17 protein-coding genes are annotated in these 19,144 nt (G+C 68.3%); 8 read left to right on the top strand and 9 right to left on the bottom strand.

Annotated elements, in window-relative coordinates; translation table 11 throughout:
- The first annotated feature begins 15 nt into the window (after positions 1-15).
- Complete coding sequence (locus tag TMO_RS22340; protein ID WP_014753072.1) at positions 16-1,266, top strand: pyridoxal phosphate-dependent aminotransferase; 1,251 nt, start codon at positions 16-18, stop codon at positions 1,264-1,266.
- Positions 1,267-1,268: 2 nt separating this feature from the next.
- On the opposite strand, the gene TMO_RS22335 is transcribed toward TMO_RS22340, so the two are convergent.
- The 4 genes from TMO_RS22335 to fhuF all read right to left on the bottom strand — a co-directional run bounded on the left by TMO_RS22335 (position 1,269) and on the right by fhuF (position 4,493).
- On the bottom strand, positions 1,269-1,943 hold the full coding sequence (locus tag TMO_RS22335; protein WP_145978372.1) for a DapH/DapD/GlmU-related protein: 675 nt from the start codon (positions 1,941-1,943) through the stop codon (positions 1,269-1,271).
- 135 nt (positions 1,944-2,078) lie between these two features.
- Complete coding sequence (locus TMO_RS22330) at positions 2,079-3,056, bottom strand: FecR family protein (RefSeq protein ID WP_014753070.1); 978 nt, start codon at positions 3,054-3,056, stop codon at positions 2,079-2,081.
- A 160-nt stretch (positions 3,057-3,216) separates the two neighbouring features.
- Positions 3,217-3,750, bottom strand: coding sequence for an RNA polymerase sigma factor (locus TMO_RS22325; protein ID WP_051045588.1), 534 nt, complete (start codon positions 3,748-3,750; stop codon positions 3,217-3,219).
- Positions 3,747-4,493 (bottom strand): siderophore-iron reductase FhuF, encoded by a 747-nt coding sequence (gene fhuF, locus TMO_RS22320; protein ID WP_014753068.1) that lies wholly within the window; start codon positions 4,491-4,493, stop codon positions 3,747-3,749. The genes TMO_RS22325 and fhuF overlap by 4 nt, the downstream gene beginning before the upstream one ends.
- Positions 4,494-4,683: 190 nt before the next feature.
- On the opposite strand from fhuF, the gene TMO_RS22315 reads away from it, so the two are divergent.
- From TMO_RS22315 to TMO_RS22295, 5 genes are all read left to right on the top strand, one after another.
- Complete coding sequence (locus TMO_RS22315) at positions 4,684-5,541, top strand: thioesterase family protein (RefSeq protein ID WP_014753067.1); 858 nt, start codon at positions 4,684-4,686, stop codon at positions 5,539-5,541.
- A 13-nt stretch (positions 5,542-5,554) separates the two neighbouring features.
- On the top strand, positions 5,555-6,499 hold the full coding sequence (locus tag TMO_RS22310) for a 3'-5' exonuclease (RefSeq protein ID WP_014753066.1): 945 nt from the start codon (positions 5,555-5,557) through the stop codon (positions 6,497-6,499).
- A 170-nt stretch (positions 6,500-6,669) separates the two neighbouring features.
- Positions 6,670-6,936: a HAMP domain-containing histidine kinase gene (locus tag TMO_RS31810; protein ID WP_014753065.1), complete on the top strand. Its 267-nt coding sequence runs from the start codon at positions 6,670-6,672 to the stop codon at positions 6,934-6,936.
- Positions 6,937-7,132: 196 nt separating this feature from the next.
- The gene (locus TMO_RS29900; protein WP_187297872.1) at positions 7,133-8,419 is read left to right on the top strand and encodes a GAF domain-containing sensor histidine kinase; all 1,287 of its coding nucleotides are present in this window, start codon (positions 7,133-7,135) and stop codon (positions 8,417-8,419) included.
- A complete protein-coding gene (locus TMO_RS22295; protein ID WP_145978369.1) occupies positions 8,401-9,654 on the top strand; it encodes a glycosyltransferase family 4 protein in 1,254 nt (417 codons plus the stop codon). The genes TMO_RS29900 and TMO_RS22295 overlap by 19 nt, the downstream gene beginning before the upstream one ends.
- 84 nt (positions 9,655-9,738) lie before the next feature.
- On the opposite strand, the gene TMO_RS22290 is transcribed toward TMO_RS22295, so the two are convergent.
- Entirely contained in the window at positions 9,739-11,385 is a 1,647-nt protein-coding gene (locus TMO_RS22290) for an acetolactate synthase large subunit (protein ID WP_014753061.1), read from the bottom strand.
- A gap of 317 nt (positions 11,386-11,702) precedes the next feature.
- On the opposite strand from TMO_RS22290, the gene TMO_RS22285 reads away from it, so the two are divergent.
- Positions 11,703-15,200 (top strand): hypothetical protein, encoded by a 3,498-nt coding sequence (locus tag TMO_RS22285; RefSeq protein ID WP_014753060.1) that lies wholly within the window; start codon positions 11,703-11,705, stop codon positions 15,198-15,200.
- Between the two features lie 80 nt (positions 15,201-15,280).
- Positions 15,281-16,468, top strand: a complete 1,188-nt coding sequence (locus TMO_RS22280; RefSeq protein WP_041607481.1) for an MFS transporter — start codon at positions 15,281-15,283, stop codon at positions 16,466-16,468.
- 51 nt (positions 16,469-16,519) lie between these two features.
- Here TMO_RS22280 and TMO_RS22275 read toward each other — a convergent pair whose 3' ends face one another.
- The 4 genes from TMO_RS22275 to TMO_RS22260 all read right to left on the bottom strand — a co-directional run bounded on the left by TMO_RS22275 (position 16,520) and on the right by TMO_RS22260 (position 18,945).
- Positions 16,520-16,846: a type II toxin-antitoxin system RelE/ParE family toxin gene (locus TMO_RS22275; protein ID WP_014753058.1), complete on the bottom strand. Its 327-nt coding sequence runs from the start codon at positions 16,844-16,846 to the stop codon at positions 16,520-16,522.
- On the bottom strand, positions 16,843-17,142 hold the full coding sequence (locus TMO_RS22270) for a type II toxin-antitoxin system ParD family antitoxin (protein WP_014753057.1): 300 nt from the start codon (positions 17,140-17,142) through the stop codon (positions 16,843-16,845). The genes TMO_RS22275 and TMO_RS22270 overlap by 4 nt, the downstream gene beginning before the upstream one ends.
- A gap of 180 nt (positions 17,143-17,322) precedes the next feature.
- Complete coding sequence (locus TMO_RS22265) at positions 17,323-18,120, bottom strand: crotonase/enoyl-CoA hydratase family protein (protein WP_014753056.1); 798 nt, start codon at positions 18,118-18,120, stop codon at positions 17,323-17,325.
- 48 nt (positions 18,121-18,168) lie between these two features.
- Positions 18,169-18,945 (bottom strand): IclR family transcriptional regulator, encoded by a 777-nt coding sequence (locus tag TMO_RS22260; protein WP_014753055.1) that lies wholly within the window; start codon positions 18,943-18,945, stop codon positions 18,169-18,171.
- Between the last annotated feature and the right edge of the window lie 199 nt (positions 18,946-19,144).

The raw sequence follows: 19,144 nt of genomic DNA, 5'->3' as shown, positions 1-19,144 counted from the left end.
CTCCGGAGACCCGACATGTCCATGACCGACACCACCGGCGCCACCAGGGCGGCCGGACAGGCTTCTTACGGCTTTCGCGCGGCCCGGCGGCTGGGCGGGATCGGCGTGTCCGAGATTCTGGCGATCGGCGCCCGGGCGCAGGCGATGGGTGGCGACGTGATCGTGCTGGCCGCCGGTGAGCCGGACCTGCCGACCCCCGCCCATATCAGAGAGGCCGCCGCGGCCGCGGTGGAGGCCGGCGCCACGCGCTATGCGCCGCTCACTGGTACCGCCGCGCTGAAGGCCGCGATCATCGCCAAACATGCCCGCGACAACCGGCTGGATCTGACGCCCGCCAACATCATCGTCGGCTCGGGCGCCAAGCAGGTGATCCACAATGCGCTGATGGCGACGCTGGACGAAGGGGACGAGGTCATCGTGCCGGCGCCGTTCTGGACATCCTATCTGGACCAGGTGGCGCTGGCCGGCGGGCGGGTGGTCTCGCCCCGCATGCGGGCCGAGGACGGCTTCCGGCTGACCCCTGAGGCACTCGCAGCCGCGATCACGCCGAAGACCCGCTGGCTGATCCTGAACGCGCCGTCCAACCCCTGCGGTGCGGTTTATTCAGCGAGCGATCTCAAGGCCCTGGCGGCGGTTCTTTGCGATCATCCGCAAGTCTGGGTGCTGTCGGACGACATCTACGAACACATCATCTATGACGGCCGCCGCTTTGCGACCATGGCCGAAGCGGCGCCCGATCTGGCGGATCGGGTGCTGACCGTCAACGGTGTCTCCAAGGCCTATGCCATGACCGGCTGGCGGATCGGCTGGGGGGCGGGCCCCGCCCCGCTGATCCAGGCCATGGCGGCCGTGCAGAGCCAGAGCACATCCGGCGCCGCCACGCCGTCGCAGGCGGCGGCGGCCGCGGCACTCGACGGGCCGCAGGAGGTGCTGGCCGATCATCTGGCGGTGTTCGACCGCCGCCGCCGGCTGGTCACCGCCGGGCTGGACGCGATCGACGGCATAAGCTGCCCGGCCCCCGACGGCGCCTTCTATGCTTTTGCCGATATCGGCGGGCTGATCGGCCGGACCACGCGCAGCGGCACCCGGCTCGGCGACGACCGGGCCGTGGCGCGGTGGCTGCTGGACGAGGCCCGCATCGCCCTGGTGCCCGGGGCCGCTTTCGGCAGCCCCGGCCATCTGCGCCTGTCTTTCGCTGCCGCCGACGAGGTGCTGCGCCAGGCGATCGAGCGGATCGGCGCCGCGGTGGCAGATCTGCCCGCCTGACCTCACCCCAGGCCGTCGTGGGCAGGATCCCACCGGTCACAGAACCCTTCGATGTCATCCGACCGGAAATCCTCCAGCCGCTCCAGAATGACCTCGAAGGGCCAGTTCCACCACGCGATCCGGGCGAGCCGCGCCGCGACCTCGCGCGAAAACCGCTCGCGGAGCGGTTTCGCCGGCACGCCGCCAACGATGGTATAGGGGGCCACGTCCTTCGTGACCACGGCGCCCGCCGCCAGCACCGCACCGTCGCCCACCGTCACGCCCGGCAGCACGGTCACGCCATGGCCGATCCAGACGTCATGGCCGATGCGGACCCGGTCGGCATGACGGTCGGTAAAGAAGCCAGCGTCGCGGCTGGCCCGGGCATCGTAATATTCCGGGCAATAGGTAAAGCGGTGCAGGCTCGGCCGGTCCATCGGATGGTTGGGCGCGCCGATCCGGACTCGCGCCGCAATGGCGCAGAACCGGCCGATTTCGGCATCCGCCACCATGCAATCGGGCCCCAGATAGCTGTAATCGCCGAGCGTGCAGTATTCGAGCGCCGATCGCGCCAGCACCTCGCAACTGCGTCCCAGCGCCACCTCGCGCAGGCTGGCGGTCTCGTCGATCACGGTTTCGGCAAGTTTCGGGCGTTCGGCAGGCAGGGGGCGTTCGGGTGGCATAGGGCGGGGGGCCATGGGCGGAGCATCCGATGAAGGGGCCGATGAAGGGGTGGAACCGCCGCCCTCATACGCCTGCACGGGGCCTGATCCAAGGGGCCGTGGCGGCCTCGTCCCGGATGTCATCGAAACTTCATACGAGACCGGTACCGGTCAGCCGATCAGCACGATGCCGCCGGGCAGGTCGCGGGTCGGCAGGGCCAGCATGCGTTCCAGATGGGCAACCACCTCGTCGGTGCGGTCAAGGTGGAACACGCCGCTCAACCGACGGGCGGCGGCGGTGTCGTCCAGCAGGATAACCCGGCCGGGACGATAGCGGTTCAGCTCGAAGACGATCTCATCCACCCGCCGGTCGCGGAACACCATCAGCCCCTGCCGCCACGCGGTTTCGAGTGCGGCATCGGCGCCCACCACCGGGCCGCAGCCGGTGTCGTCGTAATCGACCGCCTGACCGGGCAGAAGCTCGCGGGTTTCACCCGCGGTGACCGACACGCTGCCTGCGATGCACACCACCCGCCGGCGCATGCCGCCCGGATCGTCGGCCGGCACCGGGATCTGGCGGATGGTGAAGCTGCCTGCGTCCGCGCGCGCCACGCCCGGGCCGGCCCGGACTTCCAGCGCCGGGCTCAGCCCGCCTGCAACATCCACCACCGCCGCGCCGTGGATCAGGGTCAGCCGGCGCCGGCCCGGGGCCATGTCGACATCGAGTGCAGTACGGGCATCGAGCGCGGCGCGGCTGCCGTCGGGCAGGGTGATCTCGCGCCGCTCTCCCGTGCCGGTCGCATGATCGGCCAGAAGATCCGCCGGTGCCGGCAGCAGCCCCAGCCGCACCGCACCAAGCCCGGTGATCGCCGCCGAGGCGGCGACGGCACCGCCGCCGAGCACCATGCGGCGGCTCATCGCCCGGCGCGGCGCGACATCGCGGCGCCGGACGGCCGCCGCGGCCGCGCCGCTCGCCTCCCACAGCCGCACCGTTTCGGCCCAGGCGGCCTCGTGGGCCGGATCGGCCGCACGCCAGGCCCGGAAGGCCGCGGCATCATCGGTGGTGGCCTCGCCGGATTTCAGGCGGGCCATCCAGGCGCGGGCAAGCTTCAGGGCCTCGGCATCCGGATCGGGGCGGCGACGGAACATCGGGGCCTTCATATGCTGGGGCCGGGGCAGGGCCGGCGCCGGACGGGGCACTGGTACCGTGGGGGGCGTCCGCCCCCCTTACGTGACAGACGTGCGGGGCGTATGGCAGACGAATCGCACGCGCCAGACTTTTTTCCAAGCCCTGTCATGCCTCCACCGCTCACCGGCCCGGCCTCCGGCGCCCCAGCCGGTCGGCGCAATGGTCCAGCGCCTTGCGGATCTCGACATCGACGGTGCGGGTGGTGACGCCCCAGCGGGCGGCGATCTCGCGATATGGGCGTTCCTCTATCCGCGCCTCCAGAAAAATCGCCCGGCGGCGCGCCGGCAGGTCGGCCAGCGCTGCTTTCAGAGCCTCCAGCTCCTGTCGGGCGGCCGCTGCCCGCTCGGGCCCCGGTGCCTCGCTCTCTACCGTGGTCAGGGTGTCGATTTCGTCGGGGCTCAACCGGCGGGCCTGCTCGGCGCGGTCCTGGTCGATGGCGAGATTGTTGGCCGCCCGGTTCAGATAGGCCACCGGATTGTCGACCCCGTCCAGCCGCCCGGCCCCCGCGGCACCCGAGACGCGCATCCACAAATCCTGTAGAATGTCCTCGGCCGATGCGGCAGACCCCGTGCGACGGGTCAGCCGGCGCAGCATGGCCGGGCGTTCCGCCAGGAAGGCCGCCAGCAGCCGGTCGCGCATCCCCTGGATGGTCATGCGGTGCGGCAGGGCGGCAGCGGGCAGGTTTCTCCGCAATCGGCCACCCCCGGCATCATGTAGCGCAGGCAGCAGACCTTGCGGGTATAGCTGGAGCCGGAGTCCGGTTTGGGCGAGAGCAACATGTCGAACATCGGGTTGGCGGCACCGCAACTGAGGTCGGGGGTCGCGATCACCGCCTGCCGGGCTGCCGCCGCGATCCCGGCCAATTCGGTGTCCTCGGGCTCGGCCTCGGCCGCGGCCTCCATCGCCCAGACCAGGCGGACGGCGGCATTGCACCAGAGCAGCCGGGGCGCCAGCCGGCCGGCCCGGCTCATCGCGGTCACCGCCGGCAGGTAATGATCGATGATCAGTGCCTCCATCGCCGCGCGCGGGTCGCGATCGGGCTGGGGAGCCCCCGCGGCGGGCAGTTTCAACGCCGCCGGCAGGCCGTTCTCGCCGATGACCACCGCCATCTCGTCCAACCCGACCGGCAGACGGCGGCGGCCGCGCATCGCCGCCAGCACCACCGGCACGCCGACGAGCGCAAAATAGAACTGGGTCCAGAGCGAGGCGGCGCCGCGCCGGGATTGCGGGGTCGAGGCCTCGGGCGCCAGCCGGCGCAGCATCTTTTCGACCAGCGCCTCGGGATCGGCGGTCAGAGCCCGGATGCTGAGCGCCGGCCGCGGATCACCGGGGCCGACCACCGATCTGCTGAACCGGTCGAACGGGCCGCTGAAGGCCGGGGCGAGATCTGCGAACATCGGACGGATTCCCTGCGGCGAGGCGCTACGGTTAAGTGATATTGATAATCACTCTCAGATGCAAGCCGCCGTTTGCGCTGCGGCCGCATCAACACCGCACTGCCGCAGGACAGCCAGACATGATAAAGAAACCCCGACCCCAAAAACATGACGGCCCGCATCGACGCGCCGCTGACCGGAGACACGCCTCATGACCACCAGCCGCCCCGATGCCTTCCGTGGATCCCTCGCGATCGAACCGGTAGAGGAAAGGGCGGACGGCGTCCGCGTCTGGTCGGGCCGCACCGACCCGGTCTGGCGGAACATGATCGGCCCCTTCGGCGGCTGGATCGCCGCGGTGCTGACCCGCGCCGCCGAGCGTGCCGCCGCCGGCTGGCTGGCCGAGGCGGGCCCCGGTGCCGGGATCGTCGCCACCCAGACCCAGTTCATGGGCGCGATCGCCGAGGGACCGTTCACCATCGTCACCTCGCCGGCGCGCGTCGGCCGGTCGGTGTCGTTCTGGCAGGTGGATCTGATCCAGGACGGCGCCATCGCGGCGCGCGGCAATTTCACCGCCGCCGCCCGCCGCGACACCGGCGATTTCACCGAGCCCCGCTTCGCGATGCCTGCGGCCGTGGCGCCGGAAGACGCGCCCCGCCATGCACACCGCAGCCTGCCGCCCTGGTTCTCGGCCTATGAGATGCGGATCGTTCAGGGCCCGCCCTTCACCGGCGCCGATACCAGCCGCAGCCTGGTCTGGCTGCGCCATGCCCTGGTCGAGGGGGAGCCCGCAGGTGCGGTGGATGCCGCGGTGGTCGCCGGCCTCGCCGATGCGATCTATCCCCGGGTCTTCGTGCTCGACCGCGGCCCGCGGCCGATTTCGACCGTCACGCTGTCCACTTATATCCATGCCCGTCCCGAGGTGCTGGACGGGCTGGCGGGGCAGTTCCTGCTGCTGGAAGCCATCGCCCGCCGGGTCCATGACGGATTCTTCGATCAGCAGGTGACGCTCTGGGCGCCGGGCGGCACGCTGGTCGCCACCTCGGAACAGCTGGCCTGGTACAAGTGAGCCGGAGACTGCCATGACCGCCCCCACCCGCCCCCGCAGCCCCCGCGCCCGTGCCGAGCTGGAGGCCATGGCGCGGAAGCTGGAAGCCTCGGGCGATTATCGCATCCTGCGGCGGATCGAGCCGCGGGAATGGTTTTCCACCGCCGGCGAGAAGGGCGAGTTCCAGCGCCGCGGCGAGGTGCGCAACGGCCTGATCCTGGATGTCGAGACCACCGGCCTGGACCATGCGAAGGACCGGATCATCGAACTCGGCATGATCGCCTTCGAATTCGAACCCGGCGGCACGGTCTTCCGGGTGACCGGCGCCTATTCGGGGTTTCAGGATCCGGGCATGCCCATCCCGCCCGAGATCACGAAACTGACCGGCATCACCGACGAGATGGTGGCGGGCCAGGCGATCGACCCGGTGGAGGTGGCGGGTTTTGCCGATGCCGCGTCGGTGGTCATCGCCCATAACGCCGCCTTCGACCGCAAATTCGTCGAACATGTCTGGGAGATCTTTCGGGTGAAGGCCTGGGCCTGTTCTCAGACCGGCATCGACTGGGCGGCCGAGGGTGTGGAGGGCACCAAGCTCGGCTATCTTCTGGGCAAGGCCGGGCTGTTCCACGACGGCCACCGGGCGGCGGAAGACTGCCGTGCCCTGCTGGAAGTTCTGGCCCGGCCGCTGGCGGTGGCGGGGGTGACCGCGCTCGGTGCGCTGCTGGCGGGCGCCCGCCAGGCGACCATGCGCATCCGCGCCGAAGGCAGCCCCTTCGACATGAAGGATGCCCTGAAGGCCCGCGGCTATCGCTGGAACGACGGCTCCGACGGCCAGCCCAAGGCCTGGTGGCGCGACGTGCCCGAGGCGGAGCTGGAGGCCGAGATGACCTTCCTGCGCACCGAGATCTATCGCCGCGCCGAGCTGGACCTGCCGGTGCGCCGGGTCACCGCCTTCGACCGCTATTCCGACCGCGTCTGACGACGGCTGCACGCCCACGCCCGCAATGCCGTCAATAGTTCATTGGCAATCACCGCGTATCCTTCGGCTCTGGAGCGCCCGGACACGGGCTGCAAGGCGGGTCCGGAGGCGTTCATGGCAGACGCGGGTATCGGGATGGCGGGGACCGGCCGCTGGCGGCCATTCAGCTGATGGCCGAGGCGATGGGCGGCCGGATCACCGTGGGGGACGGCGCCACGGACGGCACCTGTTTCGATGTCGATCTGCCGCTCGTGCCCGCGGCCGATCCGGTCTTCGCGGCGCTGGTTGCAAGCCTCGGCCCCGATGCAGCCCTTGCGGCGCGAGACCGCCTGCAGACCTTCCTGCTGGATCTGGCGCCCGCCTGGCCGGCGGGTCAGCCGAAGAGCTGCGCCGCAGCCTTCATACCATCCGCGGCCTGCCCGATGTCGTGGATCTGACGGCGCTGCGTGCCGCCGCCCGCAGGCTGGAGGCGGCGGCCCGTGTCGCCCTGTTCGCCGCGCTGGACGGCAGCCTCGCGACGTTGCGCAGGATCCGTCGGCGGGCTTGAAAGATACGGCGCATTTAAGACTTCCTTCAATCAACCGTGGCAGGATGCATCTGTCAAAACGGGTCGATGCATCGAGGATGCGGATCGTGACGAAGGCTGACACGGGTAAATCGGAGACCATCGGGAAGACCTTCATGCCGGCCGGGCGCGATCCGGTGCGCGAACGCAGACGCATGGCACATCTCGACCGGCTGGGCGTGCTCGACACCCCGCCCGAACCCGGCTTCGACCGGATCGTCGATATCGTCTCCGACATTTGCCGGGCGCCGATCGCCCTGGTTTCGCTGATCGACACCGACCGGCAGTGGTTCAAGGCCCGGCACGGGCTGGATGCCACCGAAACCCCGCGCGACTGGGCCTTCTGCGATCATGCGCTTGCCGCCCCCACGGTACTGGAAGTGCCCGATGCCGCGCAGGATCCGCGCTTCGCGGGCAATCCGCTGGTGGTGGGGCCGCCCTTCATCCGCTTCTATGCCGGGGCGCCCATCCGGCTGGGCGACGGCATCGCCCTGGGCACCCTTTGCGTCATCGACCCGGAACCCCGCCCCGACGGGCTCGACGACCGTCAGACGCGCATGCTGGAAGCCCACGCCGCCCTGGTTGCGGAACGCCTGCAACTGCTGGCCGCCAATGATCATCTGCGCGAACAGATGGATCTGGCGGTGCGGGTCCAGACCCGGCTGGTCGACATGGCCGCAACACCCGGCCAGGCAGTGCAGGAACTGGCGCACGAGTTGCGTACCCCCCTCTGTTCCACCATGGGCTATGCCGCCCTGATTGCGGCCGACCAGCGCCTGCCGGAGGAGCCCCGCGCCTGGGCCGGATCGATCGACGAGGCCGGACGCTGGATGCTGGGCCTGGTCAACCGGCTGCTGGCGCGGCCGCGCCACACCGACGGCCCGCTGCCCCAGGTCATCGATCTGCGCCAGCCGCTCGCGGCAGCATTGCGCCTGGTCCATGGATTGTCTCTGGAAGCCGCCATACAGCTTGAAGAAGTGTCCGCACCCGGGCCGGTGATGGTCCGCGCCGATGCCGCCACGGTGCAGCAGATCGCCGTCAATCTGCTGGCCAATGCGATCAAATACACCCCACCGGGCGGTACCGTACGGATCGACGTCCAGAACGACGCGGGCCGACCGGGCTTCACGGTGCTCGACACCGGCCCCGGTGTCGCACCGGACCGGCTGGGTGATGCCGGTGACGCCATTCTGGGCCAGGGGGCCGAACCGGGCGTCGGCGGTGGCAGTTCGGGCATGGGGCTGGACATCACCCGTCGTCTGGTCGAGGACCAGGGCGGCCGCATCGAGATCGGTAACCGCAGGGGACAGACGGGGCTTGCGGTCGCCGTGTGGCTTTGCCCTGCGGCTTCCTGAACCTGGCCTTCAATAGGCTGTATCTCTGCACAGCAGATCGTAGTATTTTCGTCTGCCGTCACGGGGCGCCCAAAAGGGCATTCCGTCCGAAGACGCCCCGGTCCTTTCCGAGCCTTTCCTTGATGCATGTCGTCGGACTGAATTTGGCTTTTCTCACGCCGGGAGTTCCTGGCGGCATGGCGACCTATTCGTGGTCATTGCTCCGTGAACTGGTCGCCCTGAAACGATACGAACTGATGGTGTTCGTGCAGGCGGGCACCGCCCTGCCCTCCGATCTGGCGTCCAAAGTGCGCGTCGTTGAAGTGCCACAGTTCAGTGGCCGGTTTCAGCGGGTGATCTGGGAACAGACCATTCTGCCCCGCATTGCCCGGCGTCACCGTGTTCACCTGATGTTCAGCCCCGGTAACACCGGGCCGCTGCTCGGCGACTTCCGTAAGGTGGTCACCATTCACGATCTTATGTACGCCATGGTGCCCGGATCGGTGGAACGCTACCAGGCCCGGTTCCGGCAGGTGATGGATCGCCTGACCGCCAGAACCGCCGATGCGGTGATCGCGGTCTCGGAAACCACCGCCAGTGACATCCGCGCCAAGGGGCTGAGGGTCGGCACGCGGTTGCATGTGGTACATGAAGCGGCGGGCCCGGGATTCGGGCCCGATGATCCCGAGGATGCCATCGGGGCTTGCGCGCATGGTCCCTTCATCATGATGGTGGCGAGCGTCCTGCCCCATAAATCGCCGCAGACCGTGGTGCAGGCTGCCGCCCGGCTGTGGCAGCATGCGGGCATCCGCACCGTCATCCTGGGGACCGATCCCTATGGGACACTGGCGGCCGCCCTCGCCCGCTCGGGCGATGTCGGCATCACGCGGCTGCACGGCGTCTCCACGCCGGTTCTGGCCGCGCATTACCGCCGGGCGGTGTGCCTGGTGATGCCGTCGGAATATGAGGGATTCGGATTGCCGATCCTGGAAGCCCAGCTCTGCGGATGCCCGGTGGTGACCACGCGCCGCGGCGCCCTGCCGGAAGTCGCCGGCGATGCCGCGCTCTATATCGAACCGGCGGATGCGGATGCGCTGGTTGCGGCCGTGTCCCGCCTGGTCGAAGACGAGGCGTTGCGTCAACACCTGATCCTGCGCGGCCAGGCGAATGTCGGCCGCTTTTCGTGGAACAAGGCCGCCGCACAGACGGCCGCCATCTTCGATGCCTGTCTCGCCAGGCCGCACAAGTCTCGCTGAGATGCCAGTCTCGCTGAGATGACGGGCCGGTCCTGAGGCGACAGGCGATGCGGAGGCGCGGATGCCCCCGCATCGCCGGCGTCGTCAGAGCGCCGCCGCCTTGTGCTTCAGTTCGCGGTTCAGGATCCGGTCGTTCTCGGAATAGTCGACCGGACAGTCGATGACATGCACCCCCGGCGCCTCCAGGCAGTGGCGGAGCAAGGCCGGCAATTCGCCGGTGTCGCTCACCCGGTGGCCATGGGCGCCATAGGCACGGGCATAGGCCACGAAATCCGGGTTGCCATAGCTCAGCCCGAAATCCTTAAAGCCCATATCGGCCTGTTTCCAGCGGATCATGCCATAGGCGTTGTCGTTCAGGATCAGCACCACCAGCTGCATGCCCAGCCGCACCGCGGTCTCCAGCTCCTGGCTGTTCATCATGAACCCGCCATCGCCGCAGATCGCCATGATCTTGCGTTCGGGATAGACCAGCCGCGAGGCCATGGCCGAGGGCAGCCCCGCCCCCATCGAGGCGAGCGCATTGTCGAGCAGCACCGTATTCGGCTCATGCGCGCGATAGTTGCGGGCAAACCACAACTTATAGACGCCGTTGTCGAGGGCGATGATGCCGTCGGACGGCATCACTTCGCGCACGATGCCCACCAGATGTTGCGGATAGACCGGGTAGCGCATGTCGACCGCGTCATGGGCGACGTTCTCCGCCCCGGCATCGCGGGCCCTGTGCATCATCCCGAAATCCCAGGCGGTGCTGGGGGTGATCTCTTCGGTGATCTGCCAGAGGGCATTCGCGATATCACCCACAACTTCCAGCTGTGGGAAATAGACCGGGTCGACCTCCGCCGAGCGGAAATTGACATGGATGACCTCGGCGCCGCCGGGCTTCATGAAGAAGGGCGGCTTCTCGATCACGTCATGGCCGATATTGACGATGACGTCGGCGGCATCCAGCGCCCGATGGACGAAATCCCCAGCCGACAGCGCCGCGCAGCCCACGAAATGCGGGCTGCGCTCGTCGATCACGCCCTTGCCCAGCTGGGTGGTGACGAAGGGGATGCCGGTCTTCTGAACGAAACGCGACAGCATGCGGCTGGTCTGGGTGCGGTTGGCGCCGCCGCCGATCACCAGGATCGGCGACCGCGCCTGCTCCAGCCGGCGCACCGCCGCGCTGATCGCCTTGGCCTCGGCGATCGGCCGGCGCTTCAGGCTGGCCGGCACCGGCCGGCTGTCCGTGGTCTCGCGCGCCACGTCTTCCGGCAGTTCCAGATGCACCGCGCCGGGCTTTTCTTCCTCGGCCAGGCGGAAGGCTTCGCGCATCCGCCAGGGGATGTTGTCGGCCGAGGCGAACTGATGGGTGAACTTGGTGATCGGCCCCATCATGTCGACCACGTCCAGGATCTGGAACCGGCCCTGCTTGGACTTCTTGATCGGCTTCTGGCCGGTCAGCATCACCATCGGCATGCCGCCCAGCTGGGCATAGGCGGCGGCCGTGACCAGATTGGTCGCACCCGGCCCCAGCGTCGACAGGCAGACCCCGGCCTTGCCGGTGTGGCGGCCATAGGTTGCGGCCATGAAGCCGGCGGCCTGCTCGTGCCGGGTCAGGATCAGGCGGATGGTTTCCGACCGCGACAGGCTGTCGAGGAAATCGAGATTCTCTTCGCCCGGAACGCCGAAGACGTATTCCACGCCTTCATTCTCCAGACATTGGACGACGAGATCCGAGGCTTTGGTCATCGGCTGGGCTCTCCCGCTGCGGCCAGATCACCGGAAGTTAAACATGCCCGTGCGTCGCGGAACACCGTCTGTGGCCGACGGGCTGCCATGCGGGGGGCGGGTGCGTGCCGGTTGCTCTGCGGGGGCCGCCGGAACGTGCTATATAGTGCACGTCTTGCGCCTCATCTGCCTGGTGCGCCTGGTAGAAGTCTCTGAAAATATTCCCGAAGATGAAAATTTCCTGTAATTGCCGCAAATAGCATTTTTTGTCGGGCATGTCTGCTATATCATGTTTATATATGACAACATGATCGGCCAAAAGGCCGAAGGGGCGCGCCATGCTCTGCCTTGTGAAATGGGTCGACCTGAACGGCGATCTTGTGTCCAGCCGCAAGGTCGATATCGACCTCAAACTGGGGGATACGGTCGCCGTCGTTCGACGGCGACTGGTCGCGGCCGGGATTCCGGAGAGCTGCCGGTTCCGCGCAGCCAGCGGCGAGCCCCTGCCGGAGGCGGCAGAAGACCGTCCCTACCAGGAGGTCTTCACGGTCAACTATCCCGATGACGGCCAGCCAAGCCTGACGGTCACCTGCTTCTCCGACATTCCCGCCGCCGAGCCGCGGCTTCGGAAACTGGCAGAAGACAAGGCCGAGATCGAGATGCTGGCCAGCGACACCGCGGTGCTCACCGCCCGCAAGGCGAAACTGGATGCCGATCGCGCGGTGGAAGAGCATGCCGAGGCGGCGGTGCGTCGGCGCGACGAGCGTGGCCGCGAGGCGCTGGACGACCGGCAGAAGCTGCTGGACCGGCTGCGGGTGACGGTGCCCGATCCGACCGCACAGATCGCAACCGCCATGGCCGAGACGCCGCTCGCCAGGCGCGACTTCACCGCCGAGGCCGCAACCCGTGTCTTTACAGCCGGCGGCGGCACGCTTGCCTCCGACCATTCGGATTTCTTCACGCTCAACCTTGCCCAGCGGGATGATCTGCTCGACCGGATCGGCTTTTATCGGGGCATCGTGATCGATCACAGCCGCAGCGAAGTGGCGGCCCGCAGCTTCCGCGACGTGCTCTACCGGCTGGACCTGCGGGGCGATGCCGCCACGCGCCGCCGGTTGACCGGGCTGTCGGATGCGAAACCGGCCGATCCGGATAAGACCAGGGGGGCGACCGAAGCCGCGCTGATGGCGGCAGCCGCGGCGGCGCTGATCACGTCCACCGGCCAGCAGGCCAAACCTGCCAAGCAGGCCAGCCCCACCCAGCCGGCCGCCCAGCCTCAACCTGTCGCCCAGCCTGAGCCAATCGCCCAGCCTCAGCCGGTGGCCAAACCTGCGGCGGGTGCACCGCCTGTGGCCTCCCGACCGGCCACCCCCACCGGGCCGACCCGGCTGTTCTATCTGAAGCCGCAGCTGTCGGGCTATTACGAAACCAGTTATACCTATTCCGAACAGGTTCATCAGGCGCAGCGCAACGGCGTGTTCGGCCTGTCGATGTCGATGACCGCCGCGGTCGGCAAGCCCTCTTTCCAGGGCGGCATCGGGGTGGGTGTCGGCATCGGCCGGCTGTCAGAGACCACCACGGCCGAGGCCGGCAAGACGGTTTTCGTCGTCACCAGCTATTTCCTGCCCAGGGTGGACCTGTCCTTCGACGACCGGACCCCCGCGGCGGCGCCGGATTTCCTGGCGGCGGTGACGGCGGCGCTCGATCCCGCCGACCCGGCCGACATCGATCCCTGGCCGGAGCTGATCGACCCGGCCGAGCGGCTGATGGCGGTGCTGGCGATCTATGGCCATTTCGTCGCCCGCCGCACCCTGGTCGGCGGCCGGCTGTTCGGCACCCGGGTGCAGACCCTGTCGGCGACCGAGGGCACGGCCGATGTGACCCGCAGCCTGTCGGTGGGCGTGAAGGCAGAGGTGTCGCATCTGGGGGTCGGCACGGCGCAGGCGGCGGCCGAGATGAAGGATGCCACCCGCGAGCAGTCGCGGGCGCTTGCCGCCGCCGAGCGTCAGGGCCTGACCCTGAGTGCTGTGGGCGGCGAGGGGCAGTTTCTGTCCGATGCCGGCGAATGGGCGAAATCTCTCGGCAATTACCGGCGCTGGTCGGCGGTGATGCAGGATGATCCGATGCCCAGCATCGATCTGCTGCCGCGCGATCTGGCGCGCCGCTGCCGGGCGGTGCTGCGCGACTATGCCAGCCGCCATACGGTGCAGGAGCTGCAGGCGAAGGGCGCCCATTTCCTGTTCTACAACGACTATCGCCGGATTGCGGGCGAAAGCGCACGCCCGGTCTACTTCCGCATCCGCAACCGCATGGAGCCCGACAAGGTGCTGTCGCTGCTGATGGATCAGCCGGGCAATGGCGTCGAGGTCGGGCTGCGCGATGCCGACGTGAAGGCCGATCCGGCATCGCAGCTCTGGTACGAAAACGGCCTGGGGCAGATCATCGCCTATTCCTGCTCCGCCACGGCCGAATTCGCCCTGACCGCACTGACCGACGATGTCGTAACCGGCCCGGCCGGCCGGCCGCAGGCGGACCGGTTCAAACTGGCGATCACCACCCTCGACACGGCACCCTATCAGAGCTGGACACTCACCGCCGCCGGCCATCTGATCAATACCGGCCTGGAAGCCGGGCTGACCGCCGTGGGGCGTTTCGATCCGGCCGTCACCGGGTCCTTCCGTCTGTCGGATCTCTGGATGGTCGATCCGCTGTCGCCCGAAGAACTGACGGCCCTGCTGAAGACGTCGGACGGGGCCGATGCGACGCGCGATCCCTATCTGGCCCGCGATCGCCGCAAGGCAGAGGATGCCCGTCCCGGGACGGGGTTGACCATCAAAACCCCGTTCTGCATCATCGCCCGAAGGGCCGCCGACCCGGCGGCGGCGCTGGCCGTGAATGCCGATATGGCGCTGTCGATCGAAGGTACCGGCGATGGCCATCTCGACGGGCACCGGGCGGTGCTCGCCCGCCTCGTCATCGGGCGGCACCAGGTCTGGACGACCGATGGTGCCGGCCGCCTGTTCCCGGCGCAGTCGGAAGATGCCCCCGGGCGGGTGTGCCTGACCCATCGAAACGGCACGCTGGTTCTTGCCTCGCAAGACGAGGCCCGCAACAATGATCAGCTCTGGCGATATGATGCCCGCGGCGAACGGCTGGTGCTTGCCGCCACCGGGCGCATTGCCGGCCTGTTCACCCCCGGCTGCGACACCGATCCGCACGCAACCCAGCCGCTTCGGGTGCAGAGCCCGGCCGAGAGCAGTTTCGCCCGCTTCCAGCTGATCGATCCCGGCCAGCCCGACCACTGGCCGCAGCTGCTGCCAGACTGGGCCAGCGCCAATGACCGCACCTGGCTTTACAGCCTGGCTTTCGGCGGCCGCTATGCCTGCCGGGTGATCATCTACAACGAAAGCGCGGTGACGATCCGGCTTACCGATCGCAAGGGCCTGCGCGGCGGCTTTGCTGCCTGGCCCGTCGACCAGATCCCCGCCCACCAGACGGCGCCCGCGGGCTGGGTTTTCGCCGATTATGTCTGGAACCCGGTGTCCGATGGTGACGCCGTCGGCTGGCTGCGGTTCCAGATCGGCGACGATGATGCCCGTCCGGTCGATGTGGCCTTCGGCGTCCCGGGCGCGGGAAGCCTCACCAACGCCCGCGCACAGATCTGGATCAATGAGGGAGGAACCGATACGGGCGCCCTGTTCGCGGCCTGGGACGGCTGCAGCTCCACCAGCCACCTGGTCAGGTCGGTCTATGGCATGACGGTGGATTGCGTGGTCAGCGCCTATCGCGACGATGTCGTGACCTTCACCATCGGCTTCCGCGGCCAGCCTGCCTGACGCATCTGCCAGCCCGACATCGTGGCATGCGGCTGGGGGCAAGCGGCCGGAACCGGAAACAGAAAGACCATCCGGCCGTGATGATCTCTACCGGGCGGCAGTCGGCGGATCGCCGGCTGCTGCCGCTTCTTGCCGTCACCGTCTTCTTCGTCGGCGCCACCGAATTCATGCTGTCGTCGATGCTGGCGCCGCTCGCCGATGCTTTCGACACCACGCCGGCCGGGGCGGCCTGGCTGATTTCGGGTTATGCGGTCGCTTATGCGATCGCGGCCCCCGTGTTCGGCTGGCTGTCGGACCGGGTCGATCGGGGGCGGCTGCTGCTGGCCGGGCTGCTGCTGTTCGCGCTCGACGGGCTGGCCATCGTCCTTGCGCCCACGCTGGGGGTGGCGGTGGCGCTCCGCATCTTCGGCGGCATCGCCTCGGCAATCCTGATCCCCACTTCCTTTGCGCTGATCGCCGAGGTGATCCCCCGCGACCGCCAGGCCGGCGCGATGGGGCTGGTGATGCTGGGCATGACCGCCGGCATCGCCTTCGGGCCGGCCATGGCCGGGATCGCCACCGATCTGATCGGCTGGGTCGCCCCCTTCGTCATCACCGCCGCGGGCTGTGCCATGGTCTTCGTCATCGGACGGAGACGGCTGCCTGGCCATGCACCTGCGGCAGCCCGCCGAGCCGAAGGCACCGGCTGGAGCTGGCTCCGTTCACCCTCGATCCTACGCCCGCTCATCGCTAAGGGCGCGTGGAACGGGACCGGGGTCGCGGCCTTCCTGCTCTCGGGAGAGGTGCTGCGGCTGCGCTATGGGTTCGGGCCGGCGGCGGTGGGCGTCTCGGTCGCCGCCTTCGGGCTGGGGCTGGGGCTCGGCAACCTCTCGGCCGGCCGGCTGCGGCGGCTGTTCGGCCGCGAGGAGCTGGTGCTGGTTCTGGTGACCCTGGTCCTTGCCCTGGCGATTACCCTGTTCATGGCCTGGTCGCTGCCGCTCTGGGCGGCGCTTCTGTGCCTGGCGGCCTGGGGGGCGGCGCTCGGCACCGGCGCGCCGGCGGCGACGGTGGTGCTGGCCACGCGTGCCGGGCCCGACAAGGCCATGGTGCTGGCGGTGGCCGAAACCCTGAACAATGTCGCCATCCTGGCCGCCGTACCGCTCGCCACCACCCGGCTGGCAGAGACGGGGCCGGCCGGGGCAATGATCGTGCTGGCCGCGGGGCTGAGCGTCGGGATGGTGCTCACCCTGGCCGATTTTCGCTGGCGACGGAGCGCATCGGCAGGGTGAGCACCTCAAGACGGCAGCCTGACGTATTCGTTGCCAGGGAGCAGTTGCTCGTCACCTGCGCACGGGAGGGGGCGTCACCGCCGGCCAGTCCAGCATCGTGAGGTCGCGCGAACCGTCGAGCACGCGCACGATCTGCACGTCGGCGCCGTCAATCCGATAGAATGCGATCCAGCGCTCGATCACGAGGCCACGCGCATCCTCTGCGATCTCTCTTCGGGCAGGTCCGAGTTCCGGCCAGGTTCCAAGTCGCCTGCATGCCGTCTCGATACGCCGCGAGAGGCGGTCGGCGGCGTCCATGCCGGCATGGACGGCCAGATGCAACCAGATATCGAGAAGATCGGCTTCAGCCTGGCTGGTAAAGCGGACGCGCCCAATCACGCGTCGGCGTCTCCACCGCTGACATCTCCACCGTCCGGACCCCGGGCGGCCAGGAACCGGGCTCGGGCCTTCTGCCGCAGAGCATCGAAATCGATCTCGCCGGCATCGCCGCTGTCGATCCCCTCCTGCCAGGCCAAGCGCAGCGATGCCAACTTTTCGGCCTCCTGCCGCTCAACCTTCTCCATCAGGCGGAGGGCATCGCGGATCACCTCGCTCGACGAGCCGTAACGCCCGTCGGCGACCTTTGCCTCAACGAAATGCGCAAGATCCTCGCTGAGGGATACGTTCATCTTCATGGGCGAGCCTCCCACTTCGGGATCCGCGGATTATGCCAATCTCCGGCACGTCACGCCAGCCCGTACCGGCGGCGGCCATATGGGGCAGGCAGAGACCATATGGGGCGGGAGAATGGGCGGCGCCAGGGACGCCGCCCACCCATCCTCTGCCACTCACCGACCCTCACTGACCCTTGGCCCTCACCGCCCCTTAAATTCCGGCGCGCGCTTGTCGAGGAAGGCGCTGACCGCCTCGTGCTGGTCCTCGGTGCTCTGGACCAGGGCCTGCATGCAGGAGGCCATTTCGAGTGCGGTGGGCAGCGGCACGCCCTGGCTGTCGCGGAGCAGGCGCTTGTTCAGGCGCAGGCTGTGCGGCGGGTTGGACGCAATCCGGCGGGCGAGCTTGCGGGCCTCGTCCATCAGCTGGTCGTCGGGCACGATGCGGGAGACCAGGCCGATGCGCTCGGCCTCGTCCGCCTTCACGAAATCGCCGGTGAAGGTCATCTCGGCGGCGCGGGAATAGCCGACCACCCGCGGCAGGAACCAGGCCCCGCCATCGCCCGAAACCAGGCCCACGCGCATGAAGCTTTCGGCGAAGACCGCCTTCGTGTTGGCAAGGCGGATGTCGCACATCAGGCTGAGATCGCAGCCGGCACCGACCGCGGCGCCGTTGACGGCGGCGATGGCCGGAACTTCCAGCGAATACATCGCCATCGGGATGCGCTGGATGCCGTACCAGTAGCCGCGGCGGATCTGCACCGGCTCGTTGCCGAACATGCCCTCGCGGTCGCGCATCTGCTTGACGTTGCCGCCCGAGGAGAAGCCGTCGCCGGCGCCGGTCACGATCACGCAGCGCACCGACATGTCGGTGTTGATCCGCTCGATGTGGCCGACCAGCGCATCGACGATCGCCGGCGAGATGGCGTTGCGGGTCTCGGGCTCGTTGAGGGTGAGGGTGACGACGCCGTCGGATTCTTCGTAGAGCACCGCTTCGGACATGCGGGCGTTTCCTTCCGGGTTGTTGAGGCGACCGGCCAGTCTTCGGGCTCAGCCGATATGAAGCGCGATCCCTTCGCGCAGCAGGGCGACGAAACGGTCGAGATTGGTTTCGAGAACGCTGGTCAGCCCGGCAAGGCCGATGACCAGCGGCTTGTCGCCGGGCAATGTGGGCAAAAGCATGGCGATCAGCCCGCCATTGGCGGTGACCTGGTTGGCCGAGAAGGCATACCCTTTGGCCCGGACATCGGCAATCACCTCCATCAGCTCGGCGATGTCGACACGCTTGCCCGGCAGCGACAGGGCGCCGGTTTCGGGCGAGGCCACCGGGGCCACATCGGCATTGTGACGCTGGGCGAGCTTGCGGATCGTATCGTCGTCGAGCGTGGACAGCAGCATCCAGCCCGATCCCGACCAGCAGAGCGGCCGGACCGTGCCGAGACGTACCGACATGCGCATGGTGTTGGTGGCCTGGATGACCTGGATGTAATGGACGCCGAGGCCGTTCCTTGCCGCCAGCACCACGGTCTCGCCGGTCTTTTCGCTCAACCACTCCATCAGATGCATCAGCTGGCCGTCCTTGAACAGGTTGGCCTGAATCCAGTTGCCGAGCAGGGCGACGCGGGTGGTGGGCATGTAAGTGCGGGTGCCGGCCTCGTAATCGAGATAACCGAGGGTGACCAGCGACCGCATCAGCACCGAGGTGCTGGAGACCGGCCAGTCGTGATGCTCGGCGATTTCCGAGACCGACACCGCCCGGCGGACGTCGTCGAAATACTCCAGCACGTGAATGACACGTGCCGCCGATTTGACCACGTCGCGGCTCATTGGGGGCTCTCCCGAGGGGATGGTTCTCTCGCACCCTACCGGCGACATGGCATCTTGTCAAAACTCATATATGAAATCGCACTGCACAAACGAATTTTTACCTACACAGATACCGGCGTTTCAGGCTGTCATGACCGGGCAGAACAAGCACGAGAGCCCATTGGCCAGACCCTTGATGCCGCGCGTTTTCCCCCGGTCG

Source organism: Tistrella mobilis KA081020-065 (genome assembly GCF_000264455.2).
Lineage (GTDB): Bacteria > Pseudomonadota > Alphaproteobacteria > Tistrellales > Tistrellaceae > Tistrella > Tistrella mobilis.
This window is presented reverse-complemented; position numbering and strand designations above follow the sequence as displayed.